Annotated in this window: 16 protein-coding genes; 7 read left to right on the forward strand and 9 right to left on the reverse strand. The window is 74.4% G+C overall.

From position 1 onward, the window contains the following. Positions 1-2,052, forward strand: a 2,052-nt coding sequence (locus tag VK640_00780; GenBank protein ID HTE71722.1) for a DUF3488 and transglutaminase-like domain-containing protein, incomplete at its 5' end; no start/stop codon positions are given. A 212-nt stretch (positions 2,053-2,264) separates the two neighbouring features. On the opposite strand, the gene VK640_00785 is transcribed toward VK640_00780, so the two are convergent. The 6 genes from VK640_00785 to VK640_00810 form a co-directional block, all read right to left on the reverse strand. After that, positions 2,265-2,684, reverse strand: a complete 420-nt coding sequence (locus VK640_00785) for a DUF3040 domain-containing protein (GenBank protein ID HTE71723.1) — start codon at positions 2,682-2,684, stop codon at positions 2,265-2,267. Between the two features lie 146 nt (positions 2,685-2,830). Further along, positions 2,831-4,138: a DNA polymerase IV gene (locus VK640_00790; GenBank protein ID HTE71724.1), complete on the reverse strand. Its 1,308-nt coding sequence runs from the start codon at positions 4,136-4,138 to the stop codon at positions 2,831-2,833. Positions 4,139-4,162: 24 nt separating this feature from the next. Continuing rightward, the gene (locus VK640_00795) at positions 4,163-4,858 is read right to left on the reverse strand and encodes a class I SAM-dependent methyltransferase (protein ID HTE71725.1); all 696 of its coding nucleotides are present in this window, start codon (positions 4,856-4,858) and stop codon (positions 4,163-4,165) included. A gap of 202 nt (positions 4,859-5,060) precedes the next feature. Then, on the reverse strand, positions 5,061-9,344 hold the full coding sequence (locus VK640_00800; GenBank protein HTE71726.1) for a DNA polymerase III subunit alpha: 4,284 nt from the start codon (positions 9,342-9,344) through the stop codon (positions 5,061-5,063). Positions 9,345-9,404: 60 nt separating this feature from the next. Further along, the gene (locus tag VK640_00805; protein ID HTE71727.1) at positions 9,405-9,857 is read right to left on the reverse strand and encodes an SAV_6107 family HEPN domain-containing protein; all 453 of its coding nucleotides are present in this window, start codon (positions 9,855-9,857) and stop codon (positions 9,405-9,407) included. Positions 9,858-9,934: 77 nt separating this feature from the next. Further along, positions 9,935-10,249 (reverse strand): DUF6504 family protein, encoded by a 315-nt coding sequence (locus tag VK640_00810; protein HTE71728.1) that lies wholly within the window; start codon positions 10,247-10,249, stop codon positions 9,935-9,937. Between the two features lie 275 nt (positions 10,250-10,524). Between VK640_00810 and VK640_00815 the strand changes: the two genes are divergently transcribed. Further along, entirely contained in the window at positions 10,525-11,049 is a 525-nt protein-coding gene (locus VK640_00815; GenBank protein ID HTE71729.1) for a YbaK/EbsC family protein, read from the forward strand. A gap of 165 nt (positions 11,050-11,214) precedes the next feature. Beyond that, entirely contained in the window at positions 11,215-11,346 is a 132-nt protein-coding gene (locus VK640_00820; protein ID HTE71730.1) for a hypothetical protein, read from the forward strand. 1,486 nt (positions 11,347-12,832) lie between these two features. Here VK640_00820 and VK640_00825 read toward each other — a convergent pair. Together VK640_00825 and VK640_00830 are read right to left on the reverse strand one after the other, a co-directional pair. Beyond that, on the reverse strand, positions 12,833-13,471 hold the full coding sequence (locus VK640_00825; protein ID HTE71731.1) for a glycerophosphodiester phosphodiesterase: 639 nt from the start codon (positions 13,469-13,471) through the stop codon (positions 12,833-12,835). Between the two features lie 62 nt (positions 13,472-13,533). After that, entirely contained in the window at positions 13,534-14,463 is a 930-nt protein-coding gene (locus tag VK640_00830) for a lysylphosphatidylglycerol synthase domain-containing protein (protein HTE71732.1), read from the reverse strand. A 150-nt stretch (positions 14,464-14,613) separates the two neighbouring features. Here VK640_00830 and VK640_00835 point away from each other — a divergent pair, with 150 nt between their 5' ends. From VK640_00835 to VK640_00845, 3 genes are read left to right on the forward strand one after another with little or no spacing between them, the layout of a single operon-like run. Further along, positions 14,614-15,312 (forward strand): monooxygenase, encoded by a 699-nt coding sequence (locus VK640_00835; protein ID HTE71733.1) that lies wholly within the window; start codon positions 14,614-14,616, stop codon positions 15,310-15,312. 14 nt (positions 15,313-15,326) lie between these two features. Continuing rightward, the gene (locus VK640_00840; protein HTE71734.1) at positions 15,327-15,908 is read left to right on the forward strand and encodes a DUF4126 domain-containing protein; all 582 of its coding nucleotides are present in this window, start codon (positions 15,327-15,329) and stop codon (positions 15,906-15,908) included. Between the two features lie 25 nt (positions 15,909-15,933). Continuing rightward, positions 15,934-17,163 (forward strand): threonine synthase, encoded by a 1,230-nt coding sequence (locus VK640_00845; protein ID HTE71735.1) that lies wholly within the window; start codon positions 15,934-15,936, stop codon positions 17,161-17,163. A 111-nt stretch (positions 17,164-17,274) separates the two neighbouring features. On the opposite strand, the gene VK640_00850 is transcribed toward VK640_00845, so the two are convergent. Next, positions 17,275-18,618 carry an FAD-binding oxidoreductase gene (locus VK640_00850; GenBank protein ID HTE71736.1) on the reverse strand — a complete coding sequence of 448 codons (1,344 nt, stop codon included), beginning with the start codon at positions 18,616-18,618 and terminating at the stop codon, positions 17,275-17,277. An 89-nt stretch (positions 18,619-18,707) separates the two neighbouring features. On the opposite strand from VK640_00850, the gene VK640_00855 reads away from it, so the two are divergent. Continuing rightward, positions 18,708-19,817: a hypothetical protein gene (locus VK640_00855; protein ID HTE71737.1), complete on the forward strand. Its 1,110-nt coding sequence runs from the start codon at positions 18,708-18,710 to the stop codon at positions 19,815-19,817. The last annotated feature ends 57 nt before the right edge of the window (positions 19,818-19,874 follow it).

The following is a 19,874-nucleotide window of genomic DNA, read 5'->3' on the forward strand; positions in this document are numbered from 1 at the left end:
CCGATCGGGGTCTCCGTCGGGGTCGAGATGCTCACCGTCGCCGGGGTCGGCCTGGTCGCGGTGCTGGTCGACCTGTTCGCCGTCACCATGCGGCGCGCCGCCCTCGCCGGGATCCCGCTGCTGGTGCTGCAGACGGTGCCCACCGCGATAGCACCCGACGGCGTCAGCTGGGTGGCGTTCGCCATCGGAGCCATCGGCTTCCTCGCCCTGCTGCTGGCCGAGTCGCGCGAGCGGGTCAGCCGTTGGGGCCGGCCGATGCGCTACACCGCCGAGCGCGCCAACTACCGGCCCGACGTCGAGACGGCGCCGCTCGGCCAGGTCGGCCGCCGGGTCGGAGCGACGGCTCTCGGGCTCGCTCTCGTCGTGCCTGCCGTGCTGCCCGACGTCGACGCCAGCGGGTGGGGCTTCGGGTCAGGCGGGTTCGGCCCGGGCAGCGGCGGCGGCCAGGAGGTCGCCGTCGTCAACCCGATCATCGACCTCGGCCGCAACCTGCGTCGCCAGGACGACCAGCTGGTCATCCGCTACCGCGGCAAGCCGACGTACCTGCGACTCGTCGGGCTCGACCAGTTCACCGGCAAGCAGTGGCGGCCCAGCGAGCTGCACGTCTCCCGCGACGACGACAACGTCGAGGACGGGCTGCAGACGCCGCCCGGTCTCGGCAGCACGGTGGAGCGCACCCAGCGCACCTACCGCGTCCAGATCGACGACCTGGACCAGGAGTGGCTGCCGCTGCCTTACCCGTCGCGGCGGGTGTCGATCGACGGGACGTGGCTCTACGACCCGGTGACGTTCAACGTCTTCGGCGAGAACGCCTCGACCCGCGACATCTCCTACACCGTGCGGGCGCTCGACGTGGAACCGACCGCCGAGGAGCTGCGGCTCGCCGCGGAGGACGGCTACCCGACGTCGCTCAACAGGTTCCTCGACCTGCCGGCCGACGTGCCGGGCGACGTCGTGCTCCAGACGCAGGAGATCGTCGGCGACCGGACCAACGGATACGACCAGGCGCTGGCGATCCAGGACTGGCTGCGCGACCCCGGCATCTTCACCTACTCCGAGGACGTCGCCGACACGGTGGGTGACGCCAACGGCTCGCAGGCCATCGCCGCGTTCCTGCAGACCCGCCAGGGCTACTGCGTGCACTTCGCCTCGACGATGGCCGTCATGGCGCGCATCCTCGGCATCCCGGCCCGGGTCGCCGTGGGGTTCACCTCGGGCACCGCCGACGGGCAGGGCAACCGCAACGTCGGCCTGAAGGACGCCCACGCCTGGCCGGAGCTCTACTTCGACGGCGTCGGCTGGGTGGCCTTCGAGCCGACGCCCGCGACCCGCACCGGCAGCCCGCCGCCGTGGGCGCGCGGCGGCGCGGGCGCGACGACGCCCGGCTCGACGCCCAGCAGCAGCGCCACCGCGTCACCCAACGGCGACGCGCCGGACAGCCTGCGCAACCGTGAGCGCACCGACATCCCGGGCTTCGACGACAGCCAGTCCGGCGGCGGTGCCGGCGGCATCGGCGCCGGCCCGGTGCGGATCCCGGTGATCCCGCTTGTCATCGCGCTGGGCCTGCTGCTCCTGCTGCTCGTCCCGTCGGTGACCCGCTTGCTCGTACGTCGTCGCCGGTGGGCGGGGGCGCGCACCCCGGTCGAGCAGGCCCGGGCCGCCTGGGCCGACCTGCAGGACACGCTGGTCGACCACGGTTACACCTGGCGGCCGAGCGACTCGCCCCGCAAGGGCATCGCCCGGCTGGTGGCCGACCGGGGCCTCACCGGCGAGGCGGCCGAGGCCGGGACGCGGCTGGCCGACGTCACCGAGCGCACCCGCTACGCGCCGGTCACCCCGGAGTCGGTGGGCGACGTACGCGTCGATGTCGACACCATCCGGGCGGCCATGGGGGAGACCGCCGGCCGGTGGGGACGCTGGCGGGCCCGCCTGCTGCCGCGCTCCACCCGGGCGGTCGCCACCGCGCTGTCCGAGCGACTGGCCGACGCGCTGGACGCCGTCGACAACGCCGTGGCCGCGGTCACCACCCGGCTGCACCTGCGCCGGACCTGACCCACCAGCCGGAAACGATCACGCTCGCGTGATCGATTTACCCGGAGCGAGGCCAATTCGGCGCGGCCCGGGTGCATCTGCCGCGGGTCCGGGTCCGACCCGGCCGGCGGACGGGCAGCCGAGGAGACAGGCTCCGCGGGATGCCGTGAGATGCCGGCCGGTCCAGCCCGGACGGAAGTCGTCAGCCGGAGTACGTCGTCAGCGCGGACGGGTCAGCGGCCCTCGTCGCGGCGCCGGTTCCACCGGTCCTCGATGCGCTGCATGAAGCCGCCGGACGAGGCGGAGGCGCCCCGGCTGCGGCGCGTGGTGGTGCGCGGCTTGCGCACGCCGGTGCCGTCGACGACACCGAGCTGGTTGGCGGTCGTGACGGCGCGGTAGCTGGTGACCGCGAAGAGCGCGCTGGCCAGCATCGCCAGGAAGCCGAGGATGCTGACCACGATCACCTGCGCGACCAGCCCGGTCATCAGCAGGACGACGCCGACGATGAAGCCGACGGCGGCGAGCAGGATGCGGCGACGGAAGTTGCTCCGCGGGTCCTTGCCGCGCAGCGAGGACGCGAACTTGGGGTCCTCGGCATAGAGGGCGCGCTCCATCTGCTCGAGCAGTCGCTGCTCGTGCTCGGAGAGCGGCACGGGCTCCTCCTCATGACCAGGGCCGCCACCTTTCGGGGTGCGGCCGCGGCTCCGTCGTGCACTCAGGATATGCGCCGGATGGGCTCGGGGAAACCCGACTGCACAACCTGGTGCGGACTTCCTCTGCCAGGGGTGGTTCGGATGCCTCATCCAGGAGAACGTCCGGGTGGCCCCGAAGGTTGCCTCCCGCTCGCTCCGGGTGGGGCGTCGTCGGGGCGGTCTGTCCGTTCCGTCCGGTCCGGGACCAGGCTCGCCGGGCGTACGGCGCCGGACCCGAACCGCAGGGCGGCCCGGTCGGCGGCCTGCTCGGCCTCGCGGCGACCCCGGCTGCGCTCCCCCAGGAGCAGCTGGTGCGGCGCCGTCTCGGAACGGACCAGCTGCTCGACCCGCACGCCGACCAGCCGCAGCCGAGCCCGGTCGAGCCCGAGCGCCTCGAACAGGCCGCGGGCGGTGCCGTAGACGACGGCTGCCACGTCGGTCGCCTCGGGCAGGGTCCGGGACCGGGTGATCGTCGTGAAGTCGGCGAACCGCACCTTGAGGCTGACCGTCCGGCCGGCCATGCCGCCCGAGCGCAGCCGGGCCGCGGTCTTCTCGCTCAGCCGCAGCAGCTCGCGCAGCACGACCTCGGGGTCGTCCACGTCGCGGGCGAAGGTCTCCTCGGCGCCGATGCTCTTGTCCGGCTCGTGCGGCACGACGGTCCGCTCGTCGCGACCCCAGGACAGCGCGTGCAGGTGCGAGCCGGTCGCCTGGCCGAGTGCCCGCACCAGGGTCGACCTCGGGGTGTGGGCGATGTCGCCGACCGTGCGCAGACCGAGCCGGGTCAGGGCCAGCTCGGTCTTCTCCCCCACTCCCCACAGGGCGCCCACCGGCAGCGGGTGCAGGAACGCGACCACGTCGGCCGCCGGCACCACGATCATCCCGTCCGGCTTGGCCCGGGTGGACGCCAGCTTGGCGACGAACTTCGTGCTGGCCACGCCGACCGAGCAGGTGATGCCCTGCTCGTCGGCGACCCGGTCGCGGATCAGCTGCCCGATCTCGGCCGGCCGGCCCAGCCGGCGCACCGCACCACCCACGTCGAGGAACGCCTCGTCCAGCGAGAGCGGCTCGACCAACGGGGTCACCGACCGGAAGATCTCCATCACGCCCGCGGAGATCGCCGAGTACAGCCCGTGGCTGGGCGGGACGACGGTCGCCTGCGGGCACAGCCGCCGGGCCCGGGTCATCGGCATCGCGGAGTGCACACCGAAGCGCCGTGCCTCGTACGTCGCGGAGAGCACCACACCGCGCGACCCACCGCCGACGATCACCGGCGTCCCCCGCAGCTCCGGGCGGCTGATCAGCTCGACCGACGCGTAGAAGGCGTCCATGTCGACGTGCAGCACCGTGCAGCCGGCGTCGTCGCCCGGCGGCCCGCTGGGCGGCCCGGGCCGGTGCAGCTGCTGGCTGCGGCTCACGACGGAGGCACCATGCGGTGCTCGTCAGACCCGGGAGGCGAGCACGTGCAATTGGGTGGCCACAGCCCGGAACTCCGGCATCCCGGCGGTGGCGAGCTCGAGCTCCACGAGCTCCTCGGCCGGGTCGGCCTCGGCTTCGGCGGCCGGCGCCAGGTCGGCGAGCGTGCGTACGCCGTGGACGCTGCCCACCTCGAGACCGGTCGCGCCGAGCACCGCGAGCAGACCGGCCTCGGTGAACCGGCGGGGCAGCGGGTCGCCGGGACCCCACCGGCCGTCCGGGTCGGCCAGGGCGTGCCGGGCCTCGGCGTAGTGGCCGGCGACGGTGCGTGCGACGACCGCGGCGTTGCGGTGGGCGACCAGGACGCTGAGCGTGCCGCCGGGACGCAGCACCGCCACCAGCGACTCGACCGCCGGCCGGACCTCGTCGACGTGCTCGAGGACGCCGTGGCAGAGGACCAGGTCGGCGCTGCCCGGCGCCACCACGTCGAGCAGCCCGGCGGCGTCGCCCTGGACCGCGTGGACCACGGCGCCGGTCTCGCCGGCCCGGCGCAGCAGCGAGGCCAGGGCGTCGGGGCTGGGGTCGACGACGGTGACCCGGTGGCCGGCCTCGGCCAGCGGGACGGCGAACCCGCCGGTGCCCCCGCCGACATCGACCACGTCCAGCGGGTGGTGGTCCGAGTCGTCGGAGCGGCCGTAGGTGGCCAGCGCGTCGCGCAGCAGGACCCCCCAGACGACTGCCGTGCGCGGCGAGCGCGCCAGGTGGGCGGCAGCGGCCGAGAAGGCCGGGGGCGCCGAGGTCGAGCCGTCGAGGGAGGCCACGGCGCCAGGCTACTGAGCCGTGGGGCGACTGCAGCGGTCCGCGCGCCGGGCAGGTCGAAGAAGCCGGTGAAGCCGAGGAGGCCGGTCGAGCCGAGGAGGCCGGTCACCGCCCGGAGCTGCCGGGGCTGGAGTGCCAGAGCTTGCGCGGTGCCTCGCCGCTGTTTCCCCCGCTGCGGCCCCCGCCCTCACGCTCGGCCGCCCGGCGCGCCTCGTCCTGGCGGGCCACCGCCTGCCGGGTCGCCGCCGCGTCGTCGCCGGGGGGCTTGATGTCGGCGTAGGGCGACTGCCGGAAGCCGCTCGGGTGCACCAGCACCCGGCGGGTCACGTGCGAGGGCGAGGACATGCCGCCGGCGGCACCACCGGCACCGGCCTCGCGCGACTCGTAGACCGCGACGCTCGCCCCGGTCGGCAGCCCGGCCGCCGGCGGTCGGGCCATCACCGGCCGGCTCGACCGGCTCTCCGCCGCGCCGGCGACCGACAGGTCGGTGACCGGCGCGGTGCTGCTGGTCGCAGCCATCAGGTCGGCGACCGCGTCGAGCCCGCCGAGGCGCCAGGCCTCGTGCAGCTCGGTCAGCTCCCAGCAGCCGGTCGCCCGCAGCGACACCCCGCGCGGCCCGGTGCGCCGGACGTGGCCGCGGATCACCAGCAGCCAGGAGTGGAACAGCGTCGCGGCGTAGGGCCCTTGCGCGTCCTCGAAGAACGTCGCGTCCACCGGGCCGCGCGCGTCGTCGAGGGTCACGAACACCACCCGCTTGCCCGACCGGATCGGCGGGGTCTGGGTCGCGACCTTGACCCCGGCCACCAGCACCTCGGCCTGGCTGCGCGAGCGCACCATGTCCGGCGCCCGGGTCACCCCGAGCGCGGCGAGGAACGGCTCGTAGAAGTCGACCACGTGCCGGCTCGCGTCCAGCCCGAGCACCTCGAGCTCGGCGCGCACCCGCTCGGCACCGGTCATCTCCGGCAGCCCGCTCGGCACCACCGAGTGCGGCGCGTCACCCAGGTCGAAGGCCAGCTGCACCGAGCTCTCCTCCACCGGCCGCGCGGCCTGCGACTGCCGGGCCGCCAGCTCGCGCACGTCGGGCCCCCTGCCCGATCCGGGGTACACGACCATCCCCGGGTGCTCGGCCTCGGGGTGCTCGACCATCGTGAGCGCCTCGCCGCGGGCGGTGGCGCGCGACAGGTCGCGGGCCGCACCCGAGGGCACGGCGGCGCGCAGCACCCCGCCGACCGGCGCGGAGACCGCCGCGACCGCGGCCGACCCGGCCCCGGCGGCTGCGGCTCCGGTGGTGCCGGCGGCTCCGGCGGGTCCGGTGGTGCCGGCGGGTCCGGTGGTCGCGCCTCGCGACGTACGTCGTGATCGGGACCGCCCGGCACCGCGGGCCACCGCCCGTGACCACCGGTCCAGCTCACCCACCTGCAGCAGCAGGTCGCGCCGGGTCAGCCGGTGCCGGGTGGATCCCACGTGGTCGGGCCCGCGCAGCGCGTAGAGGTCGTCGAACGCACCGGTCAGCACCAGCCGCTCGACGACCGGCCGGGCCACCGACGCGCGGTGCCAGAAGTCGGACAGCGACCCGAACGGCCGGCCCGCGACGATGCGGGCGACCTCGGCCTCCGAGATCCCCTTGACCTCCGAGAGCGCGAGCCGGATGCCGTAGTCGCGGGCCCGCTGCCACGGCCGCGACGGCTCCTCTGCCTCTGCCGAAGTGGACCGGCCCGGCGCGGCGAGCCCTGCCACCGAGCCGGTCCACTCCGGTTCCTGCTGGTCGGGCGCGAGCTTCTCGACGCGATAGGTCGCGTCGGAGCGGTTGACGTCGAGCGGCAGCACCGCGATGCCGAACTGGCGGGCGTCGTCGAGGATCAGCCGCTTGGGGTACATGCCGGGGTCGTGGGTCAGCACGCCGGCGAGGAAGGCCGCCGGGTGGTGGGCCTTGAGCCACGCCGACTGGTAGGTCGGCAGCGCGAACGCGGCCGCGTGGGCCTTGCAGAACCCGAAGGACGCGAAGGCCTTGAGCACCTCCCACACCTTCTCGACGGTGGGCACGTCGTAGCCGCGGGCGAGGGCGAGCGGGCGCAGCCACAGCCGCACCTCGGGCTGGCCGTCCGGGGTGCCGAGCGCGCGGCGCGCCTCATCGGCCTCGGCCAGGGTGCAGCCGGTGAAGGTCGAGATGATCTGCAGCACCTGCTCGTGGAAGACGACGACGCCGCAGGTGTCCTCGAGGGCGTAGCGCAGGTCCTCGTGGAGGTACTCGGCCTCGGCCCAGCCCTGCCGGGCCTTGAGGAACGGCGTGACCATGTCGCTCTTGACCGGGCCGGGCCGGAACAGCGAGATGTCGGTGATCAGGTCGCCGAAGGTCTCGGGTGCGAACTTGCCGACCAGCTCGCGCTGCCCCGGCGACTCGATCTGGAACATGCCGAGCGTGCGGGTCGACTGGATCAGCGCGAAGGTGTCGGGGTCGTCGAACGGCACCTGCGACTGGTCGTCCAGGTCGATCGGCTCGGGGGTGTCGCCGATGCGGACCAGCTCGTCGACGGCGTAGGCCATCGCGGACTGCATGCGGATGCCGAGGACGTCGAGCTTGAGCAGGCCGAGCTCCTCGACGTCGTCCTTGTCGAACTGGCTCATCGGGAAGCCCAGCCAGCTCGCCTCGACCGGTGTGCGGTCGAGCAGGGTGCGGTCGGACAGCAGCACGCCGCACGGGTGCAGCGCGACGTGGCGCGGCAGCCCGTCGAGGCGGGCGACCAGCCGGAACAGCAGGTCCAGCCCGCCCCGGCCGCCCAACCGGGAGGCCCGCAGCTCGGGCAGCTCCTCGAGCGCCAGGTGCACGTCGCGTGCCCGGATGTGCGGGAACGCCTTGGCGATCTGGTCGATCTCGCCGGGCGGCATGCCGAGCGCGGCGCCGACGTCGCGGATCGCGTGGCGCACGCGGTAGGTGTCCATCATCGAGACGCAGGCGACCCGGTCGCCGCCGAAGCGCTCCAGGATCTGCTCGTAGACCTCGGTACGTCGCGCCGACTCGACGTCGACGTCGATGTCGGGCAGCGCCTCGCGCAGCGGCGAGAGGAAGCGCTCCATCAGCAGGCCGTGGCGCATCGGGTCGACCCCGGAGATGCCGAGCAGGTAGTTGACCAGGCTGCCCGCGCCGGACCCGCGGGCGGCGACCCGCACCCCCATGTCGCGGATCAGGTCGACGACGTCGGCGACGGTGAGGAAGTACGACGGGTAGCCGAGCTGCTCGATGACGCCGAGCTCGTCGTCGAGCCGCCGGCGCACCTCCGGGGTGGCGGCCATCGCCCGTCTGCCCAGCCCGGCCTCGCACCGCTCCCGCAGCATCGCCTGGGCGGCGCGGACCGGGTCGGTGACCGAGCTGTCCGCCCCCAGCACCTCGAGGTCGGGGAAGTGCACCTCGCCCATCCCGAGGTCGGCCCGCGGGTCGACGGCGCACCGGTCGGCCACCCGCCGGGTCGCCGCGAGCAGGCGGCGCCCTGCCCGGTCGTCGAGCCCGGCCGCCGACACGACCTCCTCGGCGACCAGCGCCATCTCCTTGCCGGACTTGAGGTAGCCCTCGGCGTTGGCCCGGTCGACGTGGCGGGCGTCCAGGGCGACCAGCCGGCGTGCCGCGTCCAGCACGTCGGTGGTCGGGGCGTCGCCGCGGTCGGCGTAGCGGACCGCGTTGGTGAGGACGGCGGTCAGCCGCTCCTCGGTCGCCAGCCGCAGCATCCGGGCCGCGCGCGGCCGGTCGTCGGGACCCCGGTGCGACACCACCTCGAGCAGCAGGTCGTCGCGGTCGACGACGTCGCGCCACCGGGCGAGGACCTCCCGTGCCAGGTCGGGGCGGCGCGCGGTCAGCGCCCGGGCCACCTCCGACCCGGGGCCGAGCATGACGAGCAGCCCACCGGTGCCGGACCGGGCCAGGTCGACGTGCTCGGCGACCAGGTCGAGCGTGGTCACCGGCGTGCCGCGCTCGCCGCGCAGGTGGGTGGCCGAGACCAGCCGGCACAGCGCCGCCCACCCGGCCTTGTCCTGGGCGAGCAAGGTGACCCGTGGGTGCCGGGGGTCGACCGACGCGCCGCCCCGGGCCGGCTGGGCGCGACCGGGCTGGCCGCCACCGGGCTGGCCGCCACGCAGCGACGGGTGGATCATCGGCGGGCCGGCCAGCAGCCCGCTGGGCTCGACCGCGAGGTCGACGCCGAGCACCGGGCGGATGCCGGCCGACTGCGCGGCCCGGGCGAACTTCACCGCGCCGTAGACCCCGTCCCGGTCGGTCAGCGCCAAGGTGTCCATGCCGTGCTCCGCGGCCCGCTCGACGAGCACGTGGGGGTGGGAGGCGCCGTGGCGCAGCGAGTAGCCGGAGGCCACGTGGAGGTGGACGAACGGGTCGCTGGGCACGGGCGGTCTCTCGTCGAGGTCGGGTCGGTCGGGTCGGTCGGGTCGGTCGGGTCGGTCGGGTCAGCTGGCGCGGGGTGCCAGGTGCGGCAGCGCCGGCTGGTGGTCGAGCCCGAGCGTGGTCTCCACCAGGGCCAGGAAGGTCTGCGCGTCGCGCAGCAGGTCGTCGGCCTCCCGCGGGGTGACCGCCCGGGAGAGCCCGGCCTCGGCCGCGGCCCGCTTGCCGGCCCCGGCCGCGAAGAACGCCGCCCACTCTGTGAGCTCGGGGGCGACCTGCGGCAGCATCGACCACACGTTGCGCGGGCGCTTGGTCGCCGCCGGTCGGGTCCGCACGGCGAGCACGGCGGCGGCGGTGCGCAGCGCCGCGAGGTGGGCGGCGGCGTAGCGCTCGGTCCCGACCGTCGTCGCGGTCGCGTCGGTGAGGTCGTGGCGCGCGGTCGCCAGCAGCTCGCGCGCGGCGGACACCACCGGCGGTCGGCGCACCACCGCATCGACCCGGGTGACCCTGGTGCCCATCGCCTCGTCCTTCCCGTCGTGCTGCTCGTCCGTCGTGCTACTCGTCCGTCGTGCTGTTGCTCCTGCTGTCGACGGCCTCAGTCGTGGGAGCGGAGCAGGATCCAGCCCCCGCTCGCCCAGTCGAAGCACAGGTCGAAGACGCCGGACCCGTGCTGCCGGCCCCGGGTGGCCTCGACCCGCCAGACCTCCCGCTCCGCGGCCAGCACCGAGGAGTCGATGCTGACCGCCGCGGACCCGGCCCCGGTGACGGCCGGGGACTGCCACCACGCCCCGGTCTCCACCCAGTGCGCCAGCACCTCGCGCACCGCGTAGTGCCGGCCGCGCCACAGGAACTCGGCCGGGTCCTCGTCGCGGCGCCGGACGTCGACCGGGTCGTCGTACCGCCTCGTCATCGCCAGACCGCTCCTTCCCGCGCCACCCCGCGCACCGGACCCGGAACCACCGGGCCCTCCCGACCGGCGCCCGGGTCGGCCGTCCCGAGATCCCGCCCAGCGGCCCACCGGGGGTCGAGTCCGGCGACCGCCGGGCGGGAAGTCGGTCGTGCCTCCCCTGCACCGGATGTTCGAACACGTGTTCGAAACACGTCTCACAGTAGACCCCACCCCGGACAGTTCGTCAACCACTCGTCCCCACCCGCGCGCCGCCGGTCCCGCTAGCCTGCGGCGCCATGCCCGAGAACCCACCAGAGACCCCTGACAACCCGGCGACCGCTACCACCCAGCTGGCCCACCCGGCGGTCCGCCGGGTCACCGCGCGGCTGGCCGAGCTCGGCGTCGACGGCCGGGTCCGCCGGCTCGACGACTCGGCCCGCACCGCCGCCGCCGCAGCGGCCCAGCTCGGTGTCGGGGTCGCCCAGATCGCCAACTCGCTGGTGTTCAGCGCCGACGGCGCCCCCCTGCTGGTGATGGCCTCGGGCGGGCACCGGGTCGACACCGCCAAGGTGGCTGCCCTGGTCGGCGCCGCCGGTGTCGACCGGGCCGACCCGGACTTCGTGCGGACCCACACCGGGTTCGCGATCGGTGGGGTGGCGCCCGTCGGGCACCCCGAGCCGCTGCGGACGCTCGTCGACACCGACCTGGCGACGTACGACGAGGTGTGGGCTGCCGCCGGGCACCCTCACACGGTCTTCCCGACGACCTACGACGAGCTGGTGCGCATCACCGGCGGTACGCCCGCCGACATCGGCGCCTGACCCCCCGGCCACGGAAGTCGGCGGTCACGCCGTCCGAGGACTCGGGCGCCCAGCGCGAACGGAGGTCGGCGCTTGTCGTCCGCTCTCAGCGGAGACGGCCAAGGTCTTCGAGGAGGTGTCCAGGCATCGAGGCACCTGCGGTCACAGGCGGAGTCGGAACACACGATGCCGCCCGGCGCGGACCTCGAGGACAGTCGCGTCGAGCCGGCCGAGAGCGACGATCCTGACCAGACCATCGTCCACGACGGCTCGGTCCAGGACGTCGCCATCACGGAGCAGTCGCGCCTTGGCACCTGACCTGGCGATCGTGTGACAGGTCAAGATCCGCTTGGGGCCGGACCTCCGCAGTCACGTGGACCAGTACGACTTGGTCAGAGGCGTGGAGATCCTCACCCGCTCCTGAGGTCGGCCCCCATTGGCGACGAGTCGTGGCTCGGCCTGATTGCCTTGCATCGGCAAGGGGACGATTCATGCAGCCGCGGTCTTCGTCTCCCCACTTCGAAGCCGCGGTCAGGTCCGCTGCCGGCCGGTCCCCCCCTTGGCTGGCAGCGGGCCGCCTGCGTGGGCGACTGTGTGTCGATGCATGGGAGTCCGTGCGTGCCGTCCGGCACCTGCTCATGGGGTGCCAGGTCGTGCCGGATCAGACCGCCGCCGGCCTGGCCGCCTGAGCCGGAGGAGTGCTGCCACGCAACCGGCGACTGCCGCGATGGCAGGGATGTCTGCGAGATGCAGCCCATGGTTCCCTCGAGAGACCAGCACCGGCCCTTCCATGTCGATCCAGAGCCAGATGACGGCCGCTGCGGCCAAGGCGGCGATCCTGCGCCCGATCGGCTTCACCGCGACATACCCGCCAGCCGCGACGGACAAGATCAGCGCCGACCAGAGGAGGCGCCGCACCTCCGAAACGTTGCACGTCGTGTCGATCGGACTACTCAGGCTCAGCAGAGCGAATCGTGACCAGCATCGACGCACGACATCACCACGACGCTGCCGGGTCCTCGACGTCCCACGTTCCCGGTGGATCATCAGGCGGACACAAGCTTCATGCGCTCGGACGTCAGCCGCCAGGGGCCGCGACCGACTCCGTCACAGTGACGGTCGGTTCCTCCGGGGCGACCGTCACCGTGGTCTCGGAGGCTGGTGCGGTCTCGGTGACGGTGACCGTGACAGTCTCGGTGGGACCGGGGACGAGCCTGGTCGAACCCTCGGCCGTGACGGTGGCCGTCGCGTCCTGACCCCGCAGGGTCTCTGTCGCCACTCCGGCGGCCGGAGCAGTCGCACTGATCGTCCGCCTGACGAGCCGCGTTTCACCAGGCGCGACGGACGTCTGGTAGCTGAGCACGGTTCGGTCAGGACCAGGGAGGCTGACGCGCTCGGTCAGAGTCACCCCCGGTGATGGCGCCTCTGCACCCGCCGATGGTGCCGCCGGCGTGCGGGACAGCACGGGCGCTGACCACCGGTCCGGGATGACGCCGAACCCGGGATCGTGGTCCGTCCCGATGATGAACGGGGTCACGACGAACGCCGCGATGACGGTGGAGACGACGGCGGCCCCCTCCGCCGGTCTGTCCTTGACCACCCGGCGGGCCTGGCCGACGAACCGTCGGATCATCAACGCGTTCCCTTCGCACATAGGCCGCAACAGGGCCGGTCGGGATCCCGGTGACCGGTGCGGCCGCGACGAAACACGTTGCCACCGATGATTGTCGGCGTCAGTGCGTGCGACTACGGCACCTGCTTCGACCGGCGCGGTGGCATCCAGCTGCGGCGGCCGAGCGCCTGATCAGGTCTCGGCGATCACGCCGCGCAGCAGGTCGAGGTCCTTGCTGATGACGCCGTCCGCCCCGACCGAGCGGGCCCGGTCGAGCGCCTCGGGCGTGTCGACCGACCAGGTCAGCACCCGCTCTGTGCCGAGGTGCAGCTCGTCGACGACCTCCGCGTCCAGCAGTGACAGCCGCACCGACACCCCGTCGACCGGCTCCCGGGCCACCCGGGCGCGCAGCCGCGCCAGCTGCCGTCGCGACGACGCCGAGAACACCCGCTGCACGGGCAGGTCGAACGCGTCGAGCATCCACCACGACTTGGTGCACACCGTGAGCCCGCGGTCGGGCACCGACGCGCGCAGCAGCTGCGCCACCGACGGCGCCAGTCTCGGGTGCAGACCCTTGAGGTCGATCATCAGCCGGTGGTCGTCGCCGAGCGCCGCGATCAGCCCCGCCAGGTCGAGGTGCTCGTGCCGTCGCCGGTGCACGATCTCGCCGCGGTCCCACAGCCAGGGCAGGCCGCCCATCGTCTTGAGGTGCCGCACCTCGAGCCGCCCGCGGTAGGCGTGCACGTCGGCCTCGACCAGGTCCACACCGAGGTCGAGCGCCTCGCGCAGCCCGGCGACGGTGTTGCCGCTGCGGTGGGCGATCGCCAGCACGCGAACAGTCTCCCAGCGGTACGTCGTCAGGGCACCCGGGACCGGCCTGGCAGGGGGGCCGGTCAGGCGGCGCCGGCGGCGACCGGCCGCAGCCGGCGCAGGCCGAGGAACGCGCCGCCGATGAGCACCGCCGGCGCCCAGGCGAGCACCGCGGTCAGGGCCACAGCGCCGAGCGCGGCCTGCCAGGTGACGCCGAGCGAGGCCAGCCCGACGACGAGGGCGCCGTCGCGCGGGCTCGCACCATGGACGCCGGGCAGGATGCCGGCGACCTGGCTGGCACCGAAGACCCCGAGCAGCGGCAGCGGGTCGACCTGCTCCCCCATGGCCGCGACCGTGCCGATCAGCAGACCCATGATCGTGAGCTGGTAGCCCATGGAGATGACGATGCCCTTCGCGAGCACCCTGGGCCGGGGCAGCGGGCGCGAGGCGAGCACGCCGCGCCGCAGCCGGTGCACGACCAGGCCGGCGACGAGCAGGACGAGGGCGAGGCCGCCGGCCGCGACCAGCAGCTGGGGCGGGAGGGCGGCGCCGGAGGCGACGACGAAGACGGTGAGCCCGATCGCGCCGACCAGCCGGTCCAGGCCGACCTCGGCGACCGCGCACGGGCGGGACAGGCCGACGCTCTGCAGGCGGTGCATGCGCCACAGGTCGGCGCCGACGTGGGCCGGCGAGGCCAGCCCGATCAGCTCGCTCTCGGCGTAGGCCCGCAGGTGCCACCGCCGGGTCCTCTTGGCCACCGACAGGGAGTGCCAGCGGAGCGGGCAGAGGACGTACTTGCCGATCACCCACGGCAACAGGCCGATCAGCGCGGGCTTCCAGGACGCGTCGGGCACCCGCTCCATGCTCCAGACCGACACGGTCAGCGCGATCGCGAGACCGATCGGGAGCGCCCAGCGGCCGAGGCGGGCCCAGCGGGCGCGCCGGGCGCTCTGGATGCCGTCGGCGTCGGAGTCGGGGCGGGCGTCGATGGCGCCGTCGGCGGTGTGGGGCACTGCGGGGTTACCTCGTCGATCGGTGTCCGGGAGTCCCGGGTCCCCGGGGTGGGGACCGGGTGCTGCTTACCCCTTCGGCGTCCTGCCCACGCGCCTTGACGATTCCGGTGGACGGATCCCGAGGTGCGCCCGGTGCGTAGGGTCTGCGCCGTGGGAGACGTGCCGGAGGTGGTGACACTGCACCTCTGGGGGGTGCCGTTGCACCGGGTGCCGGGCGCGGTGACCCGGATGGCCACCCACCGCGCCCTCGTCGGGCGCGGCCCCGGGCGGCCGGGGTTCGCCAAGCTGTTGGGCACCGGCGACGGCCGCACGTTCACGGTACGCGACGCGGACCCCCGGCACTGGGGAATGCTCGCCACGTGGGACCGGGCGGCCGACGCCCAGGCGTTCGAGCGCGGTCGGGTCGTTCGGTCCTGGGCCCGGGTGGCCGAGGAGCGGCTGCGGGTCACGCTGCGCCCCCTGGCCAGCCGCGGTGAGTGGTCGCGGCGCCGGCCGTTCGGCGACCCGGTCCCGACGCGCCACGACGGGCCGGTCGCCGCGCTGACCCGGGCCCGGATCACGGTCCGGCGCTCGGCGAGCTTCTGGCGCTCCGTACCGCCGGTGTCGGCCGACCTGCACCGCTCGAGCGGCCTTCGGCTCGCCGTGGGCATCGGCGAGGCGCCGGTCGGGCTGCAGGGCACGTTCAGCCTGTGGAACTCGGCGGCGTCCCTGACCGACTTCGCGCACCGGCGAGCCCCGCACCAGGAGGTCGTGCGCCGCACGGCCGAGCTCGGGTGGTACGCCGAGGAGCTGTTCGCCCGCTTCGCCGTGCTGGACGTGGAGGGCACCTTCGAGGGGCGGACGCCGTGACCGAGCTGCTGCCGATGGTCTTCACGTCGGGCTGGGCCAGCGGGGTCAACGCCTATGCGACCGTGCTGGTGCTGGGGCTGATCGGCCGGATCGGCGGCGTGGAGTCGATCCCCGAGGGCCTGCAGCGCACCGACGTGCTCGTGGCGGCCGCGGTCCTCTACGCGCTCGAGTTCGTCACCGACAAGATCCCCTACCTCGACTCGACGTGGGACGCGGTGCACACAGCGATCCGCCCCACGGTCGGCGCCGCGATCGCCCTCCTCGTCTCGGGCGACGCCGACTCCCTGGAGACGGCCGTCCTCACCGCGACCGGCGGGCTGACCGCGCTGGCCTCGCACCTGGTCAAGGGCGGCCTGCGGCTGGCGGTCAACACCTCCCCCGAGCCGGCCAGCAACATCGCGGTCAGCGTGGCAGAGGACGGCGCGGTCGCCGGGCTGGTGTCGCTGGTGGTCGTGGCGCCGTGGCTCGCCGCGACGATCGCGGCGGTGCTGCTCGTCGTCGGCGGCGGGCTGGTCGTCCTGCTCGCCAGCCGGATCCGCCGGGCCCTGCGCCGCCGCCGTGAGCGCCGCGCCGCCCGGACCACCGACCCGCCATGACCGGCCGGTGACGCGGGGCGCCAGGATGACCGGCGTGGCGACGTACTCCTCCCTCTCCCACCTGGACTGCCCGCGGTGCGGCGAGCGCCACGACGCGACCGTGCGCCAGGGCGTGTGCCCCGCGTGCGGGTCACCGCTGCTCGCGCGGTACGCCCTCAGCTCGGTCGAGCTGACACCTGCGGGGCTGGCCGGCCGGGACGCTGACCTGTGGCGCTACCACGAGCTGCTGCCGGTCTCGGGGCCCGAGCACGTCGTGACCCTCGGCGAGGGCATGACGCCGCTGCTGTCGACGCCGCGGCTGGCGGAGTCGCTCGGGCTCGAGCAGGTGTGGGTGAAGGACGAGGGGCTGCTGCCGACGGGCACGTTCAAGGCGCGCGGCGCGGCGGTCGGGGTCTCGCGGGCCAAGGAGCTGGGCGCGACCCGGATGGCCATGCCCACCAACGGCAACGCGGGTGCGGCCTGGGCCGCCTACGCCGGTCGGGCGGGGCTCGCCATGACCGTGACGATGCCGGTCGACGCGCCGTCGATCACCCGGGTGGAGACACTCGCGGCGGGTGGGGACCTGCGGCTGGTCGACGGGCTGATCTCGGACGCCGGCCGGCTGACCGCGGCGGCCGTGGCGGCCAGCGGCGAGGACTGGTTCGACGTCGCGACGCTGAAGGAGCCATACCGCATCGAGGGCAAGAAGACGATGGGCTACGAGATCGCCGAGCAGCTCGGCTGGCGGATGCCCGACGTCATCGTCTACCCGACCGGCGGCGGCGTCGGGCTGATCGGGATCCACAAGGCGCTGCAGGAGCTGCTCGAGCTCGGCTGGGTCACCGGCCGGCTGCCGCGGCTGGTGTCGGTGCAGTCCACCGGGTGCGCGCCGATCGTCAAGGCGTTCGAGGCCGGTGCGCGCGAGAGCGAGATGTGGGCCGACGCGCGGACGGTCGCCTTCGGCATCACGGTGCCCAAGGCGCTCGGCGACTTCCTGGTCCTCGACGCGCTCTACGACACCGACGGCACGGCTGTCGCGGTGACCGACGAGGAGCTGCTGGCCGACGTCCGGCTGGCCGGCCGGCTCGAGGGGATGTTCCTGTCGCCCGAGGGGGCCGCGACGGTGACGGCCGCGCGACAGCTGCGGGAGAGCGGCTGGCTCTCGTCGTCGGACGAGGTGGTGCTGCTCAACACCGGGGCCGGGCTGATCTACCCGGAGACGGTGCCGGTCGACGTCGAGACGCTGCCCCGCGACGGCACGCTGGTCCTCCGCTAGGCCGACCGCCGGACCGACCAGCACACAGTCCCCTCACGCCCGGCTCTTACCCAGGCTCGGCGCGGTCGCCGCATCAGTCGTGGGCGGGTGACTGTGTGCTCGTGTGCCCACTCAGGTGTCTGCCGTCGACGGGCGGATGTTCTGGTTGAGGTGGAACACGTTCCGCGGGTCGTAGGTGTCCTTCACCGTGGTCAGCCGGGCCAGCTTCTCGGGCGAGTAGGCGCGACGAACGCCGGCCGCGCCCTCGTCACCGAGCACGTTGACGTAGACGCCGGAGGCGAAGGGCTCCAGCGTGGCGGCGTACGACCGAGCGGTCTCGATGCGCAGGTCGTCCTCGCCCGGGTCGGTCCAGCCGGTGCTCGCGCCGAGCTCGAACGCGGTGTCGCGGTGGCTGAAGGCGGCGTCGTCCTCGGGCACGTCGGCGATCGCCCCGCCATAGGCCTGCAGGCCGACACCGGGGGCGTACGGGCCGACGTCGGCCACGGCCACCATCGTGTCGATGACCTCGTCGGTGAGGTCGCGGAAGTAGTGGCCCTTCTGGTAGCGCCTGCGGGCGTGCCCGTCGACGACGTCGTCACGGGTCTGCAGCTGGACGTACGACATCGGCACGACGCGTTCCGCCGCCGGGCGACCCAGCGCGCGGATGTCGGGCACCAGCGTCACGCCGCGCGCAGGGTCACCCACCCAGACGAACCCGAGCGTGACCACACCGCCGCCGATGCCCATCGTGAACGTGGCCTCGCGGGGCGCCGGCGCATTGAGGTCGCGCCAGCCGCGCAGCACGCTCGCGGCCTGCTCTACCGGGAAGTCGATCTCGACCGACAGGGCCTCGGTGCCGATGTCGTGCAGCCGGAACTCGAACTCGGTGACGACGCCGAAGTTGCCGCCCCCGCCGCGCAGCGCCCAGTAGAGGTCGGGGTGCTCGCCATCGCTGACCCTCAGCACGTCACCCTCGGCAGTGACCACCTCGAACGACACGACGTTGTCGCACGCCAGCCCGGCCTGCCGCGCCAGCCAGCCCATCCCGCCGCCGAGGGTGAGCCCGCCGACGCCGGTGTGCGAAACGTTGCCGGCGGTGACCGCGAGCCCGTACTCCTGGGTCGCCCGGTCCAGCGAACCGAGCATGGCACCGCCCTGCACGACAGCGCGTCGCTCCTTCGGGTCGACCCGCACCGCGCGCAGCGGCGTCATATCCACCATCAGCCCACCGTCCGGCACCGCGTGGCCGGCCGCGCTGTGCCCGCCGCACCGGATGCCGATCTCGAGATCGTGCTCACGGGCCGTCCGGACCGCGGTGACCACGTCGCCGACGCTGGCGCACCGGACGATCGTTGCCGGGCGGTGGTCGACGATGGCGTTCCAGATCGCGCGGGTCTCGTCGTACGCCGGGTCGCCCGGCAGCACGACCGACCCATCCAGCGAGTCGGCGAGCTTGGTCCTGGCGGCTTCGTCCATGCCACACCAGACCACCATCCGGCCCGGAAGTCATCGGTCCGAGCCGGGACCACCCGACACGTCGGCCGGCCGCGCCTAGGCTCGCGAGGGTGGACGGTCGCGGAGTGCTCGTCGCCGCCGCGGCGGTGTGCGCGGTCATCGCACTGGGGGCGGTCGGCGCTCCCGGCGGCGGCTCCGGAAACGACGCCGACCGCACCGACAGGTCGGACCGCCTCCTCGACCGGGCCTCGCCCTCGACCACCAGCGTCCCGACGCCGTCCTGGCCCGAGGCGCAGCCGGCGGCGTCGTGGCGCTCGGTCGAGCTGACCGACGCCATGTGGCAGCGGGCGCTCGAGGCGACCGGGACGGACCCGGGCTGGAGCCCGTTGGTCGTCACCCGCGCGCCCGACGGCCCGCAGGTCGTGGTGCTCCTCGCCAGCCGGTCCGCCGACGAGGGGCTGACGGTGGCGACCGTGACCTTCGCGTCGGACCGGCCGGGATCAAGGGCGGTCGCCGGGACCCGCGGCGTCTACCGCTCGCTGTCGTCGATGGTCGCCCAGCCGGCGCGGGTCGTGGACGCCGGTGTGCTGGTCGTGCTGCTGCCCGGTGACATCGGCGACACGGTCACGGTGACCAACAGCAGCCCCGGCGAGCAGCTGCCGGACACCACGGGCTTCGTCGAGGACCGGATGGCGCTGGTGCCGATCGTCGCGCCGGAGGCGGTGACCCGGGTGGTCGTCCAGCGGGCCGGCCGCACCGTCCTCGACACCGTGCCCGCGGGGATGCTGCTCGGCGACGACGTACCCCGCACCCTCGAGACCGTGGTGACCACGAACGGCGCCTTTCCCCAGCCGGTCCAGGTGCGCACCGACGGCCGCACCGCCTGCCGGATGACCGCCGGCACCTGGTGGGACGGCCCGCCGTACGTCCCCTGGAACCCGTTCGACACCGCCTGCGCCACGGTCGACGGCGACCTGCACCTGCTGCTGGCCGACGACCGCCGCTACAGCAGCGTCGCCGGCATCGCCCCGTCGGCGGCCACCCAGGTCAGGCTGCGCTGGCGCGACGGCGGCAGCACCACCGTCCGGCCCACCGGGGGCGACGTCAACGCGTTCCTCGGGCCGCAGGACGGCAGCCCGCGCCGGCTGCTGCTCGCCGAGGCGCTGACCCGCGACGGCACCGTGCTCGCGACTGCGATCCCCACGCGCCCCGGCACGTAGGCTCCGGCGGGTGGCAGCCCGCGACGTCGTCGTCATCGGCAGCGGGCACAACGCGCT

The organism is Actinomycetes bacterium, assembly GCA_035489715.1.
Classification (GTDB): domain Bacteria; phylum Actinomycetota; class Actinomycetes; order JACCUZ01; family JACCUZ01; genus DATHAP01.